The 19947-nt window shown below is 63.7% G+C and carries 18 protein-coding genes; 12 read left to right on the top strand and 6 right to left on the bottom strand.

Annotated elements, in window-relative coordinates; all coding sequences use genetic code 11:
* Positions 1-169 precede the first annotated feature (169 nt).
* The 4 genes from I6F24_RS24190 to I6F24_RS24175 all read left to right on the top strand — a co-directional run bounded on the left by I6F24_RS24190 (position 170) and on the right by I6F24_RS24175 (position 4226).
* The gene (locus I6F24_RS24190; protein WP_109142933.1) at positions 170-1834 is read left to right on the top strand and encodes a methanol/ethanol family PQQ-dependent dehydrogenase; all 1665 of its coding nucleotides are present in this window, start codon (positions 170-172) and stop codon (positions 1832-1834) included.
* A gap of 11 nt (positions 1835-1845) precedes the next feature.
* Positions 1846-2199: a cytochrome c gene (locus tag I6F24_RS24185; protein WP_036007938.1), complete on the top strand. Its 354-nt coding sequence runs from the start codon at positions 1846-1848 to the stop codon at positions 2197-2199.
* Positions 2196-3125 carry a transporter substrate-binding domain-containing protein gene (locus I6F24_RS24180; RefSeq protein ID WP_036007940.1) on the top strand — a complete coding sequence of 310 codons (930 nt, stop codon included), beginning with the start codon at positions 2196-2198 and terminating at the stop codon, positions 3123-3125. The genes I6F24_RS24185 and I6F24_RS24180 overlap by 4 nt, the downstream gene beginning before the upstream one ends.
* 111 nt (positions 3126-3236) lie before the next feature.
* The gene (locus I6F24_RS24175; protein ID WP_225150390.1) at positions 3237-4226 is read left to right on the top strand and encodes a tripartite tricarboxylate transporter substrate binding protein; all 990 of its coding nucleotides are present in this window, start codon (positions 3237-3239) and stop codon (positions 4224-4226) included.
* Positions 4227-4281: 55 nt separating this feature from the next.
* Here I6F24_RS24175 and I6F24_RS24170 read toward each other — a convergent pair whose 3' ends face one another.
* Positions 4282-5250, bottom strand: a complete 969-nt coding sequence (locus tag I6F24_RS24170; RefSeq protein WP_025037738.1) for a helix-turn-helix domain-containing protein — start codon at positions 5248-5250, stop codon at positions 4282-4284.
* A gap of 512 nt (positions 5251-5762) precedes the next feature.
* Between I6F24_RS24170 and xoxF5 the strand changes: the two genes are divergently transcribed.
* The 7 genes from xoxF5 (at position 5763) to I6F24_RS24135 (ending at position 13683) form a co-directional block, all read left to right on the top strand.
* Complete coding sequence (xoxF5, locus tag I6F24_RS24165; protein ID WP_036029357.1) at positions 5763-7568, top strand: lanthanide-dependent methanol dehydrogenase XoxF5; 1806 nt, start codon at positions 5763-5765, stop codon at positions 7566-7568.
* A 113-nt stretch (positions 7569-7681) separates the two neighbouring features.
* Positions 7682-8173 carry a c-type cytochrome, methanol metabolism-related gene (locus I6F24_RS24160; protein WP_036007993.1) on the top strand — a complete coding sequence of 164 codons (492 nt, stop codon included), beginning with the start codon at positions 7682-7684 and terminating at the stop codon, positions 8171-8173.
* 60 nt (positions 8174-8233) lie between these two features.
* Positions 8234-9343, top strand: coding sequence for an S-(hydroxymethyl)glutathione dehydrogenase/class III alcohol dehydrogenase (locus I6F24_RS24155; RefSeq protein ID WP_027574628.1), 1110 nt, complete (start codon positions 8234-8236; stop codon positions 9341-9343).
* A gap of 31 nt (positions 9344-9374) precedes the next feature.
* Positions 9375-9938, top strand: a complete 564-nt coding sequence (gene gfa, locus I6F24_RS24150; RefSeq protein ID WP_036007953.1) for an S-(hydroxymethyl)glutathione synthase — start codon at positions 9375-9377, stop codon at positions 9936-9938.
* A 648-nt stretch (positions 9939-10586) separates the two neighbouring features.
* The gene (locus I6F24_RS24145) at positions 10587-11039 is read left to right on the top strand and encodes a (2Fe-2S)-binding protein (protein WP_024342565.1); all 453 of its coding nucleotides are present in this window, start codon (positions 10587-10589) and stop codon (positions 11037-11039) included.
* 1 nt (position 11040) lies between these two features.
* Entirely contained in the window at positions 11041-13353 is a 2313-nt protein-coding gene (locus I6F24_RS24140; protein ID WP_225127673.1) for a molybdopterin cofactor-binding domain-containing protein, read from the top strand.
* Positions 13354-13425: 72 nt separating this feature from the next.
* The gene (locus tag I6F24_RS24135; protein ID WP_036041998.1) at positions 13426-13683 is read left to right on the top strand and encodes a hypothetical protein; all 258 of its coding nucleotides are present in this window, start codon (positions 13426-13428) and stop codon (positions 13681-13683) included.
* Between the two features lie 94 nt (positions 13684-13777).
* Here the strand turns inward: I6F24_RS24135 and I6F24_RS24130 are convergent, their stop codons facing one another.
* The 4 genes from I6F24_RS24130 to I6F24_RS24115 all read right to left on the bottom strand — a co-directional run bounded on the left by I6F24_RS24130 (position 13778) and on the right by I6F24_RS24115 (position 17990).
* Positions 13778-15502, bottom strand: a complete 1725-nt coding sequence (locus I6F24_RS24130) for a methanol/ethanol family PQQ-dependent dehydrogenase (protein ID WP_085969009.1) — start codon at positions 15500-15502, stop codon at positions 13778-13780.
* Between the two features lie 143 nt (positions 15503-15645).
* Complete coding sequence (locus I6F24_RS24125; RefSeq protein ID WP_225150388.1) at positions 15646-16299, bottom strand: Rieske 2Fe-2S domain-containing protein; 654 nt, start codon at positions 16297-16299, stop codon at positions 15646-15648.
* Between the two features lie 237 nt (positions 16300-16536).
* Positions 16537-17001 carry a group III truncated hemoglobin gene (locus I6F24_RS24120; RefSeq protein ID WP_036029348.1) on the bottom strand — a complete coding sequence of 155 codons (465 nt, stop codon included), beginning with the start codon at positions 16999-17001 and terminating at the stop codon, positions 16537-16539.
* A gap of 137 nt (positions 17002-17138) precedes the next feature.
* The gene (locus tag I6F24_RS24115; protein WP_036007996.1) at positions 17139-17990 is read right to left on the bottom strand and encodes a 3-hydroxybutyryl-CoA dehydrogenase; all 852 of its coding nucleotides are present in this window, start codon (positions 17988-17990) and stop codon (positions 17139-17141) included.
* A gap of 317 nt (positions 17991-18307) precedes the next feature.
* On the opposite strand from I6F24_RS24115, the gene I6F24_RS24110 reads away from it, so the two are divergent.
* Positions 18308-19006 carry an ABC transporter permease gene (locus tag I6F24_RS24110; protein ID WP_036007971.1) on the top strand — a complete coding sequence of 233 codons (699 nt, stop codon included), beginning with the start codon at positions 18308-18310 and terminating at the stop codon, positions 19004-19006.
* Here the strand turns inward: I6F24_RS24110 and I6F24_RS24105 are convergent.
* Entirely contained in the window at positions 18980-19786 is an 807-nt protein-coding gene (locus I6F24_RS24105; RefSeq protein WP_225150386.1) for a substrate-binding domain-containing protein, read from the bottom strand. The genes I6F24_RS24110 and I6F24_RS24105 overlap by 27 nt on opposite strands.
* Positions 19787-19947: the final 161 nt, after the last annotated feature.

The raw sequence follows: 19947 nt of genomic DNA, 5'->3' as shown, positions 1-19947 counted from the left end.
GGAATTTCTCAGCGTCTGCGCACAAGTTGGAGTTGCCTTTGTCAGGTTTCCGTCAGGTGACCGCCGACGATATCGGCACGGCAGTTACGACTTTCGTATTGACGCGTTTTGGTTTCCGACGGAGTGTTGCAGCCGCAGCGTCAAAAGGCGCGCATTTTGGGAGGAACGGATGAAACGCTTTGCGATGGCCGCGAGCCTCGTCATGCTTGCGTCAACCTGTGCAAATGCACAAACCACCGAGCAGCTGGTCAAGGGTGCGACCGACACATCGAACGTTCTCAATTACGGAATGGGCTACAATCTCCAGCGCTTCTCGACGCTGAAGCAGATCAACAAGGATACGGTCAAGAATCTCGTCCCAATCTGGAATTACAGCTTCAATGACGATCGGAGCGAAGAATCACAGCCAATCGTCTATCAGGGCGTCATCTACGTCACCTCGCACAATGCCACGATGGCGGTCGATGCCAAGACCGGCAAGCAGATCTGGAAGAGCAAGATCGAATATCCGGCGGAGACGCCGCGAATCGTCTGCTGCGGCATCATCAACCGCGGCGTCGCGATTCACGAGGGCAAGCTGTTCCGTACGACGCTCGATGCCCACGTGGTTGCCATCGACGCCAAGAACGGCAAGGAGCTGTGGCGGCAGAAGGCAGCCGACATCAAGGAAGGCTATTCGATGACGGTGGCCCCGCTCGTTGCCGACGGCGTCGTCATCACCGGCATTTCCGGCGCCGAATTCGGCACCCGCGGCTTCATCGACGGCTGGGATCCGGCGACTGGCAAGCATCTCTGGCGAACCCACTCGATCCCCTCGCCGGACGAGCCCGGCGGCGACACCTGGAAGGGCGACACCTGGAAGCTCGGCGGCGGCTCGACCTGGATCACGGGCTCTTATGACGCCGAGCTGAACACGGTGTATTGGGGCACCGGCAATCCCGGCCCGTTCAACTCGGCGGTGCGCCCGGGCGACAATCTCTACACCTGCTCCGTGCTGGCGCTGGATCCCAAGACCGGCAAGATCAAGTGGCACTACCAGTTCTCGCCGAACAATCCGTTCGACTACGACGCCGTGGCCGAGATGGTGCTCGCCGACGTGAACATCGAGGGCAAGCCGACCAAGACGCTGATGAATGCCAACCGCAACGGCTTCTTCTACGTGCTCGACCGCACCAACGGGAAGCTGCTCGCGGCTAATCCTTACGTGAAGGTGAATTGGGCGACCGGCATCGACATGAAGACCGGACGTCCGATCGAGACCGACATCTCGAAGGACGCACGCGAGGGCAAGAAGGTGACGGTGTATCCCTCGATCCTCGGCGGCAAGAACTGGGAGCCGATGTCGTTCAATCCGCAGACCGGCCTCGCCTATGCCAACACGCTCGCCTTCGGCGGCAGGTACAAGACCGAGCCCGTCACCTACAAGCAGGGCGAATGGTACCTCGGCATGGACCTGACCGACCTCTGGGAATACGGCGACGGGCCGCGCGGCCATCTCAAGGCTATCGATCCCATGACCGGCAAATCGAAATGGGAAGCGCCGAGCGACATTCCGCGCTTCTCCGGCGTGCTCTCGACGGCCGGAGGCGTCGTATTCTCTGGCGCGCTGACCGGCGAGTTCGAGGCCTTCGACGCCGACACCGGCAAGAAGCTCTGGCAGTTCCAGACCGGCTCCGGCATCGAGGGACAGCCGGTGACTTGGCAGCAGGACGGCGTGCAGTATGTCGCCGTGACGAGCGGCTATGGCGGCGTCTACTCGCTGTTCTCCGGCGACGAGCGGCTTGCCAACGTGCCGCCCGGCGGCTCGCTGTGGGTCTTTGCGGTCAAGCAGTAAACACGGGTACGATGCTGAAAGTGATCTCTCACAAGACGGCGGCGATGATCGCCGCCGTCGCGGTGCTCTCGGTCGCGCATGCGGCGACCGCCCGCGCCGATGACACCACCGGCAATACCATGCAGGCGCAGATCGACCATGGTAAGTCGACCTACGCCTCGAAATGCTCCCACTGCCACGGCCCCAATCTGATGAATTCCGGCACCGTCACGCCGGATCTGCGTGCCATTCCCGACGACAAGACGCGCTTCGTCACCACGGTGAAGAACGGCAAGAACAACAAGATGCCACCCTGGGCCGACATTCTCAGCGACGACGAGATCGGAAACCTCTGGGCGTTCGTCTCCAGCCGGAGGAAGCCATGAGGGGCCGGCGCGTTGCCTGGAGCGTTGCGGCCGTTCTGTCCGCGATGGCGTCGGTCGCTCTCGCAGCCGACGATCCTCTGAAGGTCTGTCTCGACGAGGACCGGCCGCCGCTCTCGGTGCATCGCCGCGACAAGCCGGATGCCGGCTTCGACGTGCTGCTGGCGCAGGCGATCGCCGAGCGGATGGGACGCCCGCTGAAGATCCAGTGGTTCGAGAGCAGGCTGGATGAGGATTCGAGCCCGCAGCTCGAGGCCAATGCGTTGCTCTCGGACGGGCGCTGCTCGCTGGTCGGCGGCTACGCGCTGACGCAGGATTCGCTTGTCGCACCCGGGATGAAGACGGCGCGCTTGCCGGGTTTCGCCGGCGCCACGCGCGACGATCGGCGGCGCCGCGTACCGCTCGGCGTGCTCGCGCCGAGCCAGCCCTACATCTATTCGCCGATGACGGTGGTGCTGGGGCCAAAGGCCCGCGGGCGCAAGGTCGGCGACATCGGCGATCTCGCCGGCCTTCGTCTCGCCATCGAAAGCGGATCGCTCGGCGACGCCATCCTGATGACCTTCGACAAGGGGCGCCTGATCGACAACATCACCCATCTCGTCCCCGGCCGCGACGATCTCCTCGGCGGACTCGAGCGCGGCGACCATGACGCGACGCTGATCGATCTTGCCCGCTTCGACGCCCATCGCGCCGCGCACCCGGACACGGCGATCACGGCGTCCGGCTACTATTATCCGATCGGAGCCAATCGCGGCTATGTCGGGCTCGCCAGCGATGGCGCGCTGATCGCGGCCGTCAACAAGGCGCTGACTGAGCTCACGGCTTCGGGCAAGATCGCCGAATTCGGCAAGCAGGCCGGCCTCACCTATCTGCCGCCGCGCGAGCCCGCGATCCTCGGCGATGTCTGGACGAAGATCATCCAGCGGTGAGGCTCCCGCGGCCCGAACGCAGTGCGAGCCAATGCGCCAATCTGTCTCGCCTGCGGCCCATGGCAGCGACGGCCTGATGCAGTAGGTTCGGCAAAAATCAGGGAGAGAATCATGTCCGCCAAGCTCGATCGCCGCCACTTCATCGCCACCGGTACCAGTGCACTGGCGATGCCGTTCGTCGCGCGCGGCGCATCGGCGCAGGGCGGCTGGCCGGCGCGGCAAATTCGCATGATCTGCAGCTATCCCGCCGGCGGCCAGACCGACCTGCTCGCGCGCGCCTATGGCGAGTTCATCTCCAAGCAGGTCGGCAAGACCGTCGTCATCGAGAACAAGCCCGGCGCCTCCGGCGCGATCGGGACGGCGGAAGTCGCCCGCGCCGAGCCCGACGGCCACACCATCCTGTGCTCGATCTCGACCACCTACATCATGAACCGGGTGGTGATGAAAAATCCCGGCTACGACATGGACAAGGATCTGACGCTCGTCAGCGTCATTCCCGGCGCGGGCCTGTTGCTGGTCGCGAACCCGAAAACCGGGGTCAAGACGCTGGAGGATTTCGTCGCCTTCGCGCGCAAGAGCGGCAAGGTGAATTTCGGCACCTACAGCGCGGGCTCGGCCCCGCACATGACCGTCAACGAGCTCAACAAGCAGTATGGTCTCAACATCGAGCCGGTGCATTATCGCGGCGAGGCGCCGATGTGGACGGGAATGCTGGAAGGCACCCTCGATGCCGCGATGGGCAGCTACACGGCCGCGCAGTCGGTCCTGCAAAGCGACCGCGGCACGGTGTTCGCCGTGCATTCGAAGAAGGTCGATGCGATCCCCGCGATCAAGACCCTTCCCGAGCAGGGCGCGACGTCGAAATTCTTCACCGTGAGCGGATTTACCGGCTGGGCCGTGCCCAAGGCGACGCCGCAAGCCGTCGTCGACCGCCTGGCCGAGCTCTGCGTCGCCGCCAACACCGATCCGAAAGTGAAGGAGGTTCTCTCGACTTTCGTGCTCGAGCCCGCAATCGGCTTCAAGGAGACTAATGCGCTGTACCAGCGCGAGCTGCCGATCTGGATCGAGAGCGCGAAGTCGTTGGGCCTCGAGCCGGCCTGATCAGAAAGTTGGGCGCATCAGGAGGACGGCCTCGCCGCTTCTGGAAAAACCGCGTCTAATGCTCGCCCGAGCTCGCCGCGCCCTGCTGTGCCTTGTGGATCGAGGACGGCACCACGCCGAAGTATTTTCGGAACACCCGGCTGAAATGCGATGAGCTGGAGAACCCCCAGGAGAAGGCGACGTCGGTAATGGTCTTGCCGGCGTGGGCCTCGAGCTCCTGGCGGCAGTTCTGCAGCCGCGCCTGCCAGATGTAGTCGCTCACCGTGGTGCCGCGCTCCGAGAACAGCATGTGCAGATAGCGCTTGGAGCAACCGAGCTCGGCCGAGATCTGGTCGATGCACAGATCCGGGTCGCGCAAGTGCTCCCGGATGAAGAACTGCGCGCGCACATACATCGCTTCGGGCCCGACACGATCGAACATCGTGTCGGCTTCGCGCAGCGGCAGCAGCAACAGGTCGATCAGCGAATCGGCGACGCCGACCGCGCTGTTGGCCGACAGCTTTGCCGCCTCGTCGAAGGTGGCATGGACGAAATCGTGGGCGATCCGCCCGGTCCCCGTCTTCGCCGTCAATTTGCACGCCGGCATCCGCTGCGACGGGAATCCGCGGTCGCGCAGCAGCGCCTTCGGCACGATCACCACGTCATGACGGGTAAAGGCAGGACTGATGATCGAATGCGGACAGGAGACGTCATAGGCGATGATGTCGCCCGGATTGATCTCGATGTGACGGCCTTCTTGTTCGAAATAAGACACGCCGTAGGTCTGGAAGTGGATTTTTATGTACGGGTGTTCATTGGCCTTGGCGCGCGCCAGCGTGTGCGCGATGCGATGCTGGCTGACCTCGATCTGGCAGAGCTTCAGGCGCGAGACCGTGGTGTAATCGATGCGACCTTCGAGCGAGGACGCTTCCAGCGGATCGACGTCGAAATGCCCGCACAGGCTCGTGAGCCCGTCGATCCAGCTCTGGATCTGCCGCTTCGGCGTCATCCCGGTCGTCGAGAGCGTGTGAATGGTGTCGGACATTAATCCAGCCACTGATTTGATCCGGAGGTTCGGCGCGAATCGCAACCAGCGCTGCCGGAGCCCTCAGCCGTGATTGCGTGACGTTTACCTCGCATTTGAGCGGTCTCTTGCAACGAGCGCCATCGTTCCATTGCCACTCTTGAAACTTAATCCTCCGCCTTAGTTGCAGCGCCGTCAAGGGGAACCTGAGCGCCGAGGCGGCCTCGAGGGCGCACCGAAGCCGCTGAATTCGCTACTGCAAAATCAAAATCTTCACCTCCGTGCGCTGTCGAGCAAACCGCCTTCGCTCTTGGGCAAGTTTCCCGATGGCGAAGCCGTTAGGGATTGCGGCAGGAACAACAAGAACGGGCCGCTCCTGCACGTGGACCCGTGGCTCTCATCAGGAGGAGGAAACAGCACAGCATCGTTTCTGGTCCCCACGCGACCGCCCTGCACGAGCAGACGCCGGACGAGAAGCCCGGCGATTGAGCAATGCTTCGGAAATAATAAACGAGACCAACGGAGGAATGACTATGCGCAAGGTGCTTCTGGCGACCTGTCTTGGTTCGGCGGCGGCTCTCGCCGTCGGCAGCGCTTCAGCAAATGACGAGCTGATCAAGATGTCGCAAAACCCGAAAGACTGGGTGATGCCGGCGGGCGACTACGCCAATACCCGCTATTCGAAGCTAAACCAGATCAACGCACAGAATGTCGGGAAACTCCAAGTTGCCTGGACCTTCTCGACCGGCGTACTGCGTGGCCACGAAGGCGGCCCGCTGATCATCGGCAACATGATGTACGTCCACACGCCGTTCCCGAATAAGGTCTACGCTATTGACCTTTCGCAAGAGAACAAGATCGTTTGGAAGTACGAGCCGAAGCAGGATCCCAACGTCATCCCCGTGATGTGCTGCGACACCGTCAACCGCGGCCTGTCCTACGGCGACGGCAAGATCATCCTGCATCAGGCCGACACCAACCTCGTTGCGCTCGACGCCAAGACCGGCCAAGTGGCCTGGTCCGCGACCAACGGCAATCCCGCGAAGGGCGAGACCGGCACGTCGTCTGCGCTGGTCGTCAAGGACAAGGTCCTGGTCGGCATCTCCGGCGGCGAGTTCGGCGTGCAGTGCCATGTCACCGCATACGACCTCAAATCCGGCAAGCAGGTCTGGCGCGCCTATTCCACAGGCCCGGATGATCAGATCAAGGTCGATCCGGCGAAGACGACGTCGCTCGGCAAGCCGGTCGGCCCGGACTCTTCGCTGAAGAGCTGGCAGGGCGATCAGTGGAAGATCGGCGGCGGCTGCACCTGGGGCTGGATCTCCTACGATCCCGCTCTGAACCTCGTCTATTACGGGTCGGGCAATCCCTCGACCTGGAACCCGAAGCAGCGTCCCGGCGACAACAAGTGGTCGATGGCGATCTTCGCCCGCGATGCCGACACCGGCATGGCGAAGTGGGTCTACCAGATGACACCCCACGACGAATGGGACTATGACGGCGTCAACGAAATGATCCTCAGCGATCAGCAGATCAACGGTCAGAACCGCAAGCTGCTGACGCACTTCGACCGCAACGGCCTCGCCTACACGATGGACCGCGAGAGCGGCGAACTGCTGGTCGCCGAGAAGTACGACCCGAAGGTGAACTGGACCAGCGGCGTCGACATGGACAAGAACTCGCCGACCTACGGCCGTCCCAAGGTCGTCGCACAATACTCGACCGAGCACGGCGGAGAGGACAAGAACACAAAGGGCATCTGCCCGGCCGCGCTCGGCACCAAGGACCAGCAGCCGGCAGCCTACTCGCCGGACACGCAGCTGTTCTACGTTCCGACCAACCACGTCTGCATGGACTATGAGCCGTTCAAGGTGAGCTACACCGCGGGTCAGCCCTATGTGGGTGCGACGCTCTCGATGTATCCGCCGCAGGGCGAAAGCCACATGGGCAACTTCATCGCCTGGGACAACAAGACCGGCAAGATCGTCTGGTCGAACAAGGAGCAGTTCTCGGTCTGGTCGGGTGCGCTCGCAACCGCCGGGGGCGTGGTGTTCTACGGCACGCTCGAAGGCTACCTGAAGGCGGTCGACGCCAAGACCGGCAAGGAGCTCTACAAGTTCAAGACTCCCTCGGGCATCATCGGCAACGTCACCACCTATGAGAACAATGGCAAGCAATACATTGCCATTCTCTCCGGCGTGGGCGGCTGGGCCGGCATCGGACTGGCGGCAGGCCTGACCGACCCGACCGCAGGCCTCGGTGCGGTCGGCGGCTACGCGGCCCTCAGCAACTACACGGCGCTCGGCGGTACCCTGACCGTGTTCTCGCTGCCGAACTAAACCCGTCAGCATCGCTCCGGCGCGTGGATCGCTCCACGCGCCGGCTCGTCTCCACCGAATGCCGACCGAGGAACAATCTCTTGCGTCAAATCTGCTCTGTCATTGCTGTGATGATGATCTTCGTTGTGTCCGGAGGAAGCGCGGTCGCAGAGGGTCCGGGCGACCCGACCGCCGTGAAGAAGGAAGACGACGGAAAGTGGCTCGATAAGGACGGAAACCCGACCTACAAGATTTCGGCCGACGGCACCGTGGACTGGTTCACCTATTCCGGATACCGCCGCTATCATTCGGACTGTCACGTGTGTCACGGCCCCGACGGCATGGGATCGACATACGCGCCGGCGCTGAGGGATTCCGTGAAGTCGATGAGCTACGGTGACTTCCTCGGCGTGGTCGCCTCCGGCCGCAAGAACATCTCGGCCGCGCAGGAGAACGTCATGCCGGCCTTCGGCGACAACCCGAACGTCGCCTGCTACATGGACGATCTCTACGTCTATCTCCGCGCGCGCTCCACCGACGCCTTGGGCCGGCAGCGTCCTGCGAAAAAGGAGGAGAAGACGGAGGCCTATACCCAGGCTGAAGATGCCTGCATGGGCAAGAAATGAACGTTACGAGGGCTGCCAGGACTACTTCTTGGCGCCTGATGAGAATTTGAGGAGCTACCGATGAAGACACGTGCCGCCGTTGCTTTCGAAGCCAAGAAGCCGCTCGAGATCGTCGAGGTCGATCTGGAAGGCCCGAAGGCCGGCGAAGTCCTAGTCGAGATCAAGGCGACGGGCATCTGCCATACCGACGCCTACACGCTCGACGGCTTCGACAGCGAGGGAATCTTCCCGTCGATCCTGGGACATGAGGGAGCCGGCATCATCCGCGAGATCGGCCCCGGCGTGACCTCGGTGAAACCGGGCGATCACGTCATCCCGCTCTACACGCCGGAATGCCGGCAGTGCAAAAGCTGCCTCAGCCAGAAAACCAATCTCTGCACCGCGATCCGCGCGACACAGGGCAAGGGCGTGATGCCCGACGGCACCAGCCGTTTCTCCTACAAGGGCAAGCCGATCTACCACTACATGGGTTGCTCGACCTTCTCGAACTTCACCGTGCTGCCCGAGATCGCGGTCGCCAAGATCCGCGAGGACGCGCCGTTCGACAAGAGCTGCTACATCGGCTGCGGCGTCACCACCGGCGTCGGCGCCGTCGTCAACACCGCCAAGGTGACGCCGGGCTCCAACGTGGTCGTGTTCGGCCTCGGCGGCATCGGCCTCAACGTCATCCAGGGTGCCAAGATGGCCGGCGCCGACAAGATCATCGGCGTCGACATCAACGATTCCAAGGAGGAATGGGGTCGCAGGTTCGGCATGACCGACTTCGTCAACCCGAAGAAGATCACCGGCGACATCGTTCAGCACCTCGTCGGCCTCACCGACGGCGGCGCCGACTACACCTTCGACTGCACCGGCAACACCACCGTGATGCGCCAGGCACTGGAGGCCTGCCATCGCGGCTGGGGCACCTCGATCATCATCGGCGTCGCCGAGGCCGGCAAGGAGATCGCCACCCGCCCGTTCCAGCTCGTCACCGGCCGCAACTGGCGCGGCACGGCCTTCGGCGGCGCGCGCGGGCGAACCGACGTGCCGAAGATCGTCGACTGGTACATGAACGGAAAGATCCAGATCGATCCGATGATCACCCACGTGCTCAAGCTCGAGGAGATCAACAAGGGCTTTGACCTCATGCACGAGGGCAAATCCATCCGTTCAGTCGTCGTGTTCTAGCTCGAAAACGTCACACCAAGGAGGATCGACCATGACTGTTGCACTCCATCCCTCGATCGACAACGGCATCAAGCAAGGCAGCGGCAGCTTCGCCGGCGGCACGCTGGCCTGCAAATGCAGCGACCACCCGGTGAAGGTCGGCATCAAGGGCGACGTCGCCCACAATCACGCCTGTGGCTGCACCAAGTGCTGGAAGCCGCAGGGCGCGACCTTCTCCGTCGTCGCCGTCGTGCCGCGCCAGAACGTCACCGTGCTCGAGAACGGCGACAAGCTCCAAATCGTCGACCCCTCCGCGGTGATCCAGCGTTACGCCTGCAAGGCCTGCGGCACGCACATGTACGGCCGGATCGAGAACAAGAACCATCCGTTCTACGGCCTCGACTTCATCCATCCCGAACTGTTCCAGGAGCAGGGCTCGCAGGCGCCGCAATTCGCCGCCTTCGTTTCCTCCGTGATCGAATCGGGTGTGAAGCCCGAGCAGATGGCCGGCATCCGTTCGCGGCTGAAGGAGATCGGCCTCGAGCCCTATGACTGCCTGTCCCCGCCCCTGATGGACGCGATCGCGACCCATGTCGCGAAGGCCAAAGCCGCTTAGGAAGACTGCCTGGACGCCCGCCTGAACTGGCCGGCCGCCGGATCTTGGCTACACCATCTGCAACTCGCTGGCGTTCGTTGCCGCCAGCGAGCCTCACGGGTCCCCGCTGCCGGGACCACCGCGGCGCGATGCCGCCGCTTCTGCACCACGCGTGGGTGAGGACCATCGGCTCCTCAGTCCTGGTCTCTGAATGACTGCGCAGGACCGTCCGCTTCCTGCTTGAAGTTCGCGGTGCTCTGCGTTCTCCCTCCCTCGACTGAGGCCTACTGCTTCGTCCGTTCGGTGCAGCCGGCGGACGAAGCTTTTTTCGTTGCGTCCATTTGATAGGCAACGTGGCGGATGACGCGCCCTGCTTTTGACAAACCGTCGATGCAATCTTTTCCCGGTGAGAACACTCGGCTGTGAACGCCGGGTCGGCGCGATCTCTGCTAGGGTCGCGCCGTCACGATGCCGCACGACGTACAATCAATTAAGAAGAAAACGGGAGGTATCGAGCACATCCAGACATCGCTACCTGCGTTCCTGCCTCCTTCCGGGATTTGCCCGCGCGGGACTACGGCGGGATGTGGCGAGACGACGCACGAGCGGTCGCCGACCGGCGTCGGCGGACTTTGAATTTGGCATGCTTATGAAGAGCGAGGCACGATCATGATCAAGGTGAAGATCAACGGCCAGGAACAGAGCTGGGACGGTGACCCGGATCTCCCGCTACTCTGGTTCCTGCGTGACGAGGCCGGTCTCACCGGCACCAAATACGGCTGCGGCCAGGCCCTGTGCGGCTCCTGCACGGTCATCGTCGACAAGCAAGCGGTGCGCGCCTGCATCACGTCCGTCAACGACGTCGCCGGACGCGAGGTCACCACGATCGAAGGCCTGCATCCGAACGGCGATCACCCGGTGCAGAAGGCGTGGCGCCAGGTCAACGTGCCCCAATGCGGCTTCTGCCAGGCCGGCCAGATCATGCAGGCCGCGGCGCTTCTGATGGAGAATCCCAAACCCTCGCACGACCAGATCCGCGAGGCGATGTCCGGCAACATCTGCCGTTGCGGCTGCTATCAGCGCATCGAGAATGCCGTCCATCTCGCATCGACGGGAGTGTGACATGAACTTCATCGACAATCCCCGCAAGCTTCGCGGCTTCGAAAAGCACATCAAGGTCGAGAAGGTGTCGCGCCGCAGCATCCTGAAGGGGCTCGGCGTCACCGGCGGCTTCGTGCTCGCCGCCCCCGTGATGTCGCGCCAGGCGCTCGCCTATGAGACCGGCGCCGGCAAGATGCCGCATGGCGTCGTGGTCGATCCGCGCGTGTTCGTTTCGGTAGGCGCGGATGGCATCGTCACCATCGTCGGGCATCGTTCGGAAATGGGCACCGGCGTGCGCACCAGCCTGCCGCTGATCGTGGCCGAGGAGATGGAGGCCGACTGGTCCAGGGTCAAGGTGCAGCAAGCCCATGGCGACGAGGTCAAGTTCGGCAACCAGGACACCGACGGCTCGCGCAGCACGCGGCATTATCTGATCCCGATGCGCCAGATCGGCGCTTCGGCCCGCACAATGCTGGAGCAGGCCGCGGCCAAGCGCTGGGGCGTGCCGGCGACCGAGGTCAAGGCGGTCAACCACGAGGTCGTGCACAGCGCCAGCGGGCGCAAGCTCGGCTTCGGCGAGCTCGCTGCCGACGCCGCCAAGGAATCGGTGCCCAGCATCGAGGGCCTCAAGCTGAAGGACCCCAAGAACTTCCGTTATCTCGGCAAGGGCCAGATCGGCATCGTCGATCTCCACGACATCACCACCGGCAAGGCGAACTACGGCGCCGACGTGCGGCTGCCCGGCATGAAATATGCCGTGATCGCCCGTCCGCCGGTGACCGGCGGCAAGCTGGTCAAGTTCGAGCCGGCGGAGGCGCTGAAGGTCCCCGGTGTCGAGAAGGTGATGCAGGTGCGCGGCTGGCCGTGGCCCTCGAAATTCCAGCCGCTCGGCGGCGTCGCGGTGATCGCGCGCAACACAGGCGCGGCGATCAAGGGCCGCGACGCGCTGAAGCTGACCTGGGACGACGGTCCCAACGGCAAATACGACTCCGTCGCCTACCGCAAGGAGCTCGAGGAGGCCTCGCGCAAGCCGGGGCTCGTGCTGCGCAAGGAGGGCGATGCGGACGCTGCCCTGAAGAGCGCCGACAAGGTGATCGTCGGCGAATACTACCTTCCGCATCTCGCCCATGTCGCCATGGAGACGCCGGTGGCGGTCGCGGACGTCAAGGGCGACAAGGCCGAGATCTGGGCGCCGGTTCAGAGCCCCGGCGGCACCCGCGAGGACGTCGCCAAGACGCTCGGCATTCCCGAGGCCAACGTCACGGTCAACGTGACGCTGCTCGGCGGCGGGTTCGGACGCAAGTCGAAATGCGACTTTGCGCTCGAAGCCGCGCTGCTCTCGAAGGAGCTCGGCGCGCCGGTGAAGGTGCAGTGGACGCGGGAGGACGACATCCACAACGGCTTCCTGCACACCGTCTCGGTCGAGCGGATCGAGGCCGGCCTCGACAAGAGCGGCAAGGTGATCGCCTGGCGCCACCGCAGCGTGGCTCCCAGCATCGCCTCGACCTTTGCCGCCGGCACGGTGCATCAGGCGCCGTTCGAGATCGGCATGGGCCTGGTCGATATGCCGTTCGAGATCGCGAACATCTCGTGTGAGAACCCGCAAGCCGCGGCGTTCACCCGCATCGGCTGGTTCCGCGCGGTCTCGAACATCCCGCGCGCCTTCGCCGTCCAGTCGATGGTCGGCGAGATCGCGCAGGCAACGGGCCGCGACCAGAAAGACATGCTGCTCGAGCTGATCGGCTCGCCTCGCATCGTCAAGCCCAACGTGAAGGACCTCTGGAATTACGGCGAGCCCCAGGACAGCTACCCGATCGACACCGCGCGCCTGCGCAAGGTGGTCGAGCTGGTCGCCGAGAAGGGCGAATGGGGACGAAAGGTGCCGAAGGGCCACGGTCTCGGCATCGCCGTGCACCGCAGCTTCGTCAGCTACATCGCGACCATCGTCGAGGTCGCCGTCGACGACAAGGGCAAGCTGACGGTGCCGCGGGTCGACACGGCGATCGATTGCGGCACCTATGTCAACCCCGAGCGCATCGCTTCGCAGATCGAGGGCGCGGCGATCATGGGGCTCAGTCTCGCCAAATACGGCGAGATCACCTTCAAGGACGGCAAGGTGCAGCAGAAGAATTTTGACGACTTCCAGGTCGTCAGGATGGACGACTCGCCTGTGGTGACCAATGTCTACATCGTGCCGCCCGGACCCGACACGCCGCCGAGCGGCGTCGGCGAGCCCGGCGTCCCTCCGTTCGCGCCAGCCCTGATCAACGCGATCTTCGCAGCGACGGGAAAACGCATCCGCGCGCTTCCGATCGGCAAGCAATTGGAGGCGTGAGACGGAACCGAAGTGCGAGGCGGAACAGAAGCCGCCTCGCGCCGTTTCCATCGATCTGACAGGAGCAGATCGATGACCAACATCTCAAGGGCGCTCGCAGTCTCGCTGTCGGGCGCCTTTCTTTTGACCGCCGCGGGCGCATTCGCCCAGAGCAACACGACGCCGCCGACCACCGCGACGCGCCCCACCGGCCCCGACCAGACTTCGCTGCCGAACGCCAACGCCCCACCCGCCTCCGCCACCCAGACCACCGGGCAGCACAATCCGGATCCCAAGATTCGCGAGATGAACCAGAAGGAGAAGGACAAGGTCGAGCGCGAGGGGAAGTAGTTATCTGGCGCTGCGCAAACAAATGCGGCGGATGTTGCCATCCGCCGCATTCGCCACCCCCCGCTGCTCCGCTTCTTTCGATCCGCCCGCGGAGCTATTTCTTCAGCGCGAAGACCCAGACGACGCCGCCCTGCGGCACGTTGGCTTCGATGCCGATATTGTTGGTCACGAGCGCATCCTGGATGCGCTGCGCGTCGACGCCCCAGCCCGACTGGATCGCGATGTACTGCGTGCCGTCGATCTCATATGACACCGGCATGCCGACGATGCCGGAGTTGGTCTTCTGCTCCCACAGCAGTTCGCCCGTCTTGGCGTGGAAGGCGCGGAAATAGCGGTCGTTGGTCCCGCCGACGAAGACGAGATCGCCAGCGGTCGCGGTGACCGATCCGAACAGATGCGACTTGGGGAAGTTGTGCTGCCAGACCTTCTTTCCGGTTGCGGGATCCCAGGCCTGGAGCTCGCCAAAATGATCCGCGCCCGGCTTTGTCTTCAGGCCGATGTCTTCCGGCTTGGTGCCGAGCCAGAGCTCGCCCGGCTTGAGTGGCACTTTCTCGCCGGTAAAGCCGCCGCAGAAATTCTCGTTGGCAGGCACGTAGACGAGGCCGGTCCTCTGGCTGTAGGCCGCCGATGGCCAATCCTTGCCGCCCCACAGCGAGGGACAGAACTCGACGCGCTTGCCGATCACCGGCTTGTGCGCTGGATCCACGATCGGCTTGCCGGTCTCGTCGATGCCCTTCCAGACGTCAGTGAAGACGAACGGCCATCCGGCGACGTAATTGATCTTGGTCGGAGTCCGCTCCAGCACCCAGAAGATCGCGTCGCGGCCGGGATGGACCAGGCTCTTGATGGTGCGGCCGTTGCGTTGCAAATCGATCAGCATCGGCGCGTCGACCTCATCCCAATCCCAGGAATCGTTCTGGTGGTATTGGTGATAGGCCTTGATCTTGCCAGTGTCGGGATCGAGCGCGAGCACCGAGGCTGTGTAGAGATTGTCGCCGGGATGCGAGTCGCCGGGCCATGGCGCGGCATTGCCGACACCCCAATAGATCGTCCTGGTCTCCTTGTCGTAATTGCCTGTCATCCAGGCCGACCCGCCGCCGTTCTTCCAGTCGTCGCCTTGCCAGGTGTCATGACCGGGCTCGCCTTCACCGGGGATGGTGTAGGTCCGCCACAACTCTTTGCCCTCCTTGGCGTCATAAGCAACGATATAGCCACGCACGCCGAACTCGCCGCCGGAGCCGCCGACAATGACCTTACCGTCGACGATCAAGGGCATCAGGGTGAGGTACTGCCCCTTCCTGTAGTCCTGCACCTTGGTGTCCCACAGCACCTTGCCGGTCTTGGCATCGAGCGCGACCACGTGGTCGTCCGTGGTGGCGAGGTAGAGCTTGTCCTCCCACAGACCGACGCCGCGGTTGGTCGGATGCAGCTGGAACAGATCGTCAGGAAGCTGCCGCTTGTAGCGCCAGTATTCGTCGCCGGTCTTCGCATTCAGCGCGATCACCTGGCCCATTGGGGTCGTCACGAACATCACGCCATTGTTGACGATCGGCGGGGCCTGATGGCCTTCGACCACGCCAGTGGAAAAGGTCCAGACCGGTGTGAGGTTCTTCACGTTGGAGGTGTTGATCTGATCGAGCGGGCTATAGCCGTGCCCGTCATAGGTGCGCCGGTAAAGCATCCAGTTGTGGGGCTCGGGGTTTTCCAGCCGCTGCGCGGTGACCGGAGAATAACTCTCGATCGGCCCCGATAGAGCGGCGGTTGAGGCAAGACACGTGAAGGCGACCAAGCCGGACAGTAACCATTGCTTCCTGATCATGGAAGTTTTCATGGACGTTCCCCTTTTTCATCCGCTTGAATTCTTGTTGTGAATTCTTGTTGTGAATTCTTGTCGTTCGTCCCGTCTTCCGCCCTTCGGCGGTGGCGGCTAGTCGTGAGGCGGGCCCAGCCCGCAACCGTCCATCATCCTGGCTGTGTGCCACCTACCTTTCCCATGAAATTGCCGGCGACGCTGAGCGAACCATCAGCGAGCGCCAGCGGCAGCGCTGCTAGCCGCCGCGGCGCCGGCCCGAACACGACCTGCGCGCCCGCGCGGGGATCGAATTCGGAGTTGTGGCACATGCACTTGAAAACCTCCTTGTCGCCGACATCGCTCTTCACCCAGGCGGTGACGGGACAGCCGGCATGCGAGCAGATCGCCGAATAGGCGATGATGCCGTCGACGGCGCGCGCGCGGGTCTTCTCGTCGAGGTCGGCGGGATCGAGCTTGATGATCAGGATTTCGTTGAGCCGCGAGGCGCTGCGCACCACCGATGTGGTGGGGTCCTTCGGCCAGGCATGGATCGGCGGTCCACCGACCCGTAGATCAGCCGCAGTGATGAGCTTTCCCTCCTGGTCACCTTCGGAGAAGACGAGCAGATCGCCTTTCTGCGGCCGCTCATCCGAGCCGGGCGGATCCTCACCTGCGCGGGCCCTGGTTGAACAGCCGAGACACGCCGTCGTGGCCATCGCACCGAGCAGCAGGGATCGCCGTGTCTGTTCGGTGCCCGCTTCGACGTAGGGTTCCGTAGCATTTTCGGAAGATGATGAATGGGTATCGAACGATGCGCGAGCCATGCCTGCTAGCAGGCGCTGGAACTCTGCCGAAAACAAGGCGAAGACTTGGCGCCGCAGTGCATCAATATGGCTTTGCTCGCGTTGATTGCGTAGGAGTAAATGCGTTCAAGCGCGTTTTCGCGATTTCTACATCGCGTTGCGCGAATGGCGTGATGATTTCGCAGATCAGATCCGATGATGGAGGAATTGCTGCGACGCCACGATGCGATGCGGAATCCCACGCAGGCATCGTGTCCTTCACGACCTGAGCACGTGACGCGGCGAAGCGATGCGGCCCGCAAGTGTTGCCGACGCCATCTCAAAGCTGTCGGCGATACGACGCGCCTTGTCGATGAACAGTGCAGCCGCCGCCGGCGGGCAGACCTCGCGCGCGGTCTGCTCGAACAGGTCGAGCCAGCGATCGAAATGGCCGCCGGCCAGGCTGAGCGGCAGGTGTGCCCGCATCGGCGAGCCATGATAGCGGCCGCTCATCAGCACGACCGACGACCAGAAATCCCTGAGCTTGGCGAGATGCTCGTCCCAATTCTGCACGACGCCGAAGACGGGCCCCAACAGCGCGTCCTCGCGCACGCGTCCGTAGAAGCGGGTGACGAGTTCTCCAATCATCTCCTCGGTGATCCCGGTTCGCTCGATCGCATCCTGGGTCAACAGGCTCCGGCGCGCGGCCGCAGCTTCCCGCTCGGCCTTCAGTCGATCCGACATGTCCTTTGCTATCCGTTCCGTTATCCCCGCAGGCCGCCCGTTCGACATTGTCGGGCCTATCGCACGCGGCGTCTTTGTCGCAGCGCAAATTGCGGGATCTGGCGGCGGACGCTGGGCGCCCGCCGCCAATGCCTTCGTCAGGCCGAATAAGTGTAGAAGCCCTGCCCGGTCTTGCGGCCGAGATGGCCGGCATCGACCATCTCTTTCAGCAGCGGCGCTGGCCGATATTTAGGATCGTTGAAGCCCTTGTAAAAGACCTCCATCACCGAAAGCATGGTGTCGAGCCCGACGAGATCGGCAAGTGCGAGCGGCCCGATCGGATGGTTGCAGCCGAGCTTCATGCCCGCGTCGATCTCTTCCGCCGTCGCGATGCCCTCCTGGAGCGCGAAGATCGCCTCGTTGATCATCGGACAGAGGATGCGGTTGACGGCGAAGCCCGGGCTGTTCTTGGCCGTGATCGCCACTTTGCCGACGCGCTTGGCGAAATCCAGCGCCTTGGCATGGGTGTCGTCCGAGGTCTGCAGGCCGCGGATGAGTTCGAGCAGCGCCATCACCGGCACCGGGTTGAAGAAGTGCATGCCGATGAAGCGGTCGGGACGGTCGGTCGCGGCGGCGAGCTTGGTGATCGAGATCGAGGAGGTGTTGGTCGCGACCAGCGTGCGCGGCGACAGGGTGGCGCAGAGATCCTTCAGGATCTTGACCTTGAGCTCCTCGTTCTCGGTCGCGGCCTCGATGACGAGGTCGCAATCCGACAGCTTCGCCCGGTCCGTGGTGCCGGTGATGCGCTTGAGCGTCGCCTCGCGGTCGGCCGCCGACATCTTCTCTTTTTTGACCAGCCGCTCGAGGCTTCCGCCGACGGTCGAAAGGCCGCGGTTCACCGCCGCATCGGAAATATCGACCATTACGACCGAGAGGCCGGCGGCCGCGCAGACCTGCGCGATGCCGTTCCCCATGGTCCCTGCCCCGATGATGCCAACGGTCTGGATCATTGCGTCACATCCTTCATCCTTGCGGGCGCGCCAGTCGCGGCCCGGCTCCATTGTTCCTGCATTAGGGTCTAGCACCGCCATTGGGCCGGCGCGACCCGATCCTGTTCCTTAGCGCATCCGAGGCCGGAAGAAAGCCGCCCGCGGGGCCGGCCAGGTGCCTCGATTGTGGGTCCCTGGCCGCGTTTACCGATCATCCTGAGCCCTTCTCCAACGGCTCCGGCGGGGCTGCCCACCCCCTCGCCCCTTGATTATGGCAGCGGTAGCAGCGAGAAGGGCGGCGCGGGGCTACCGCGGAACAGGGGCTTGCCCGAGACCGGATGAACGATTTCGCACGATCCATCGGTGCCGCCTTTGCGCTGATCGGCGACGCCGACACCGAGCTATTGGGCATCGTCGCCCTGTCGTTGCGGGTCAGCCTGACCGCCAGCATCCTGGCGCTCCTGATCGGCGCCCCCTTTGGAGCCCTGCTTGCGATCACCCGCTTCCGGGGACGCCAAATCATCATCATTCTGACCAATGCCCTGCTCGGGCTTCCGCCGGTCGTGGTCGGGCTCGCGCTCTATCTTCTGCTGTCGCGGTCCGGCCCGTTCGGGGCGGCGGGCTTGTTGTTCACGCCGGCCGCCATGGTGATCGCGCAGACGCTGCTGGCGACGCCGATCGTGGTGGCGCTGGTGCACCGGCCGGCAAGCCTGTTGTGGGCGGAGTATGGCGACCTGGCGCGGATCGACGGGCTGTCGGCCCTGCGCAGCATGGCCCTGCTGTTCGCGCTCGGCCGGACCTCGTTGCTGACGGCCTTTCTCGCCGCGTTCGGACGTGCCATCGCGGAAGTCGGTGCCATCATCATCGTCGGTGGCAACATCCGTGGCTTCACCCGCACGATGACGACGGCGATCGCGCTGGAAACCAGCAAAGGCGAGCTGCCGCTGGCGCTCGGACTCGGGCTGATCCTGCTCGCTCTCAGCGTCGCGGTCTCGACCGTCGCCTTCGTCCTAGTTGGGCGCGTTGGGGAAAAATAGCTGCTCGCCGCCGACCTTGTACCCGGCGATCGCTTGCTGCCCTTGCGGCGAAACCAGCCAGTCGACGAAGGCCTGTCCCTCCTTTGCCTTCACGTTCGGATGCTTTGCAGGATTGACCAGCATGACGCCGTACTGGTTGAAGAGCCGCTTGTCACCCTCGGTCAGGATGGCGAGTTCGCCACGGTTCTTGAACGACAGCCAGGTGCCGCGGTCCGACAGAAGGTAGGCATTCGACGACGAGGCCATGTTCAGTGCCGGGCCCATGCCCTGGCCGATCTCCCGGTACCAAATGTCCTTGCCGGCACTGAGGTCGACGCCAGCCTCCTTCCATAGTCTCAGCTCGGCCGCATGCGTGCCGGACTTGTCGCCGCGCGAGATGAACGGCGCCTTTGCGGTCGCAATCTTGCGCAGCGCCTCGGCCGCGTCCTTGCTGCCCGAGATCTGCGCCGGATCGCTCTTGGGGCCGATGATGACGAAGTCGTTGTACATGACGTCGAAGCGCTTCACGCCCTGCCCTTCGGACATGAACCTGTCCTCCGCGGGCCTGTCGTGGACGAACACCACGTCGGCATCGCCGCGCCGCCCGATGTCCAGCGCCTGGCCGGTGCCGACGGCGACGACCTTCACGCCGATGCCTTCGGCCTTCGAGAACAGCGGCAGCAGATGACCGAACAGCCCCGACTGTTCCGTCGAGGTGGTTGAAGCCACGGTGATGGTGCGATCCTGTGCGGATGCGATGGTGGACCAGAGCAGAACCGCGATGGTGACAAGCTTCCTCATGCGACGTCCCGGGCTAGGCAATGACGGTTCTGAATAGCGGCTCGCGAGGATGGCGGGAACCCCAAGCTTCGGATCGCAACGAGAGTTGATGCGGGCGGTGCACCTCGTCTGACAGAAAAAACGCGCCGGCGCGGGCTAGGCACGCCTGCAAAACAAGAAGT

Source organism: Bradyrhizobium sp. BRP23, assembly GCF_020194135.1.
GTDB lineage: Bacteria > Pseudomonadota > Alphaproteobacteria > Rhizobiales > Xanthobacteraceae > Bradyrhizobium > Bradyrhizobium yuanmingense.
This window is presented reverse-complemented; position numbering and strand designations above follow the sequence as displayed.

Excerpts from the sequence above, each read along its gene's own strand:
- I6F24_RS24145 (WP_024342565.1), top strand. The coding sequence starts at position 10,587 with ATGATCAAGGTGAAGATCAACGGCCAGGAACAGAGCTGGGACGGTGAC.
- I6F24_RS24185 (WP_036007938.1), top strand. The coding sequence starts at position 1,846 with ATGCTGAAAGTGATCTCTCACAAGACGGCGGCGATGATCGCCGCCGTC.
- I6F24_RS24125 (WP_225150388.1), bottom strand. The coding sequence starts at position 16,299 with ATGGCTCGCGCATCGTTCGATACCCATTCATCATCTTCCGAAAATGCT.
- gfa (WP_036007953.1), top strand. The coding sequence starts at position 9,375 with ATGACTGTTGCACTCCATCCCTCGATCGACAACGGCATCAAGCAAGGC.
- I6F24_RS24135 (WP_036041998.1), top strand. The coding sequence starts at position 13,426 with ATGACCAACATCTCAAGGGCGCTCGCAGTCTCGCTGTCGGGCGCCTTT.
- I6F24_RS24140 (WP_225127673.1), top strand. The coding sequence starts at position 11,041 with ATGAACTTCATCGACAATCCCCGCAAGCTTCGCGGCTTCGAAAAGCAC.
- I6F24_RS24130 (WP_085969009.1), bottom strand. The coding sequence starts at position 15,502 with ATGATCAGGAAGCAATGGTTACTGTCCGGCTTGGTCGCCTTCACGTGT.
- I6F24_RS24160 (WP_036007993.1), top strand. The coding sequence starts at position 7,682 with ATGATCTTCGTTGTGTCCGGAGGAAGCGCGGTCGCAGAGGGTCCGGGC.
- I6F24_RS24180 (WP_036007940.1), top strand. The coding sequence starts at position 2,196 with ATGAGGGGCCGGCGCGTTGCCTGGAGCGTTGCGGCCGTTCTGTCCGCG.
- I6F24_RS24155 (WP_027574628.1), top strand. The coding sequence starts at position 8,234 with ATGAAGACACGTGCCGCCGTTGCTTTCGAAGCCAAGAAGCCGCTCGAG.
- I6F24_RS24175 (WP_225150390.1), top strand. The coding sequence starts at position 3,237 with ATGTCCGCCAAGCTCGATCGCCGCCACTTCATCGCCACCGGTACCAGT.
- xoxF5 (WP_036029357.1), top strand. The coding sequence starts at position 5,763 with ATGCGCAAGGTGCTTCTGGCGACCTGTCTTGGTTCGGCGGCGGCTCTC.
- I6F24_RS24190 (WP_109142933.1), top strand. The coding sequence starts at position 170 with ATGAAACGCTTTGCGATGGCCGCGAGCCTCGTCATGCTTGCGTCAACC.
- I6F24_RS24170 (WP_025037738.1), bottom strand. The coding sequence starts at position 5,250 with ATGTCCGACACCATTCACACGCTCTCGACGACCGGGATGACGCCGAAG.
- I6F24_RS24120 (WP_036029348.1), bottom strand. The coding sequence starts at position 17,001 with ATGTCGGATCGACTGAAGGCCGAGCGGGAAGCTGCGGCCGCGCGCCGG.
- I6F24_RS24115 (WP_036007996.1), bottom strand. The coding sequence starts at position 17,990 with ATGATCCAGACCGTTGGCATCATCGGGGCAGGGACCATGGGGAACGGC.
- I6F24_RS24105 (WP_225150386.1), bottom strand. The coding sequence starts at position 19,786 with ATGAGGAAGCTTGTCACCATCGCGGTTCTGCTCTGGTCCACCATCGCA.
- I6F24_RS24110 (WP_036007971.1), top strand. The coding sequence starts at position 18,308 with ATGAACGATTTCGCACGATCCATCGGTGCCGCCTTTGCGCTGATCGGC.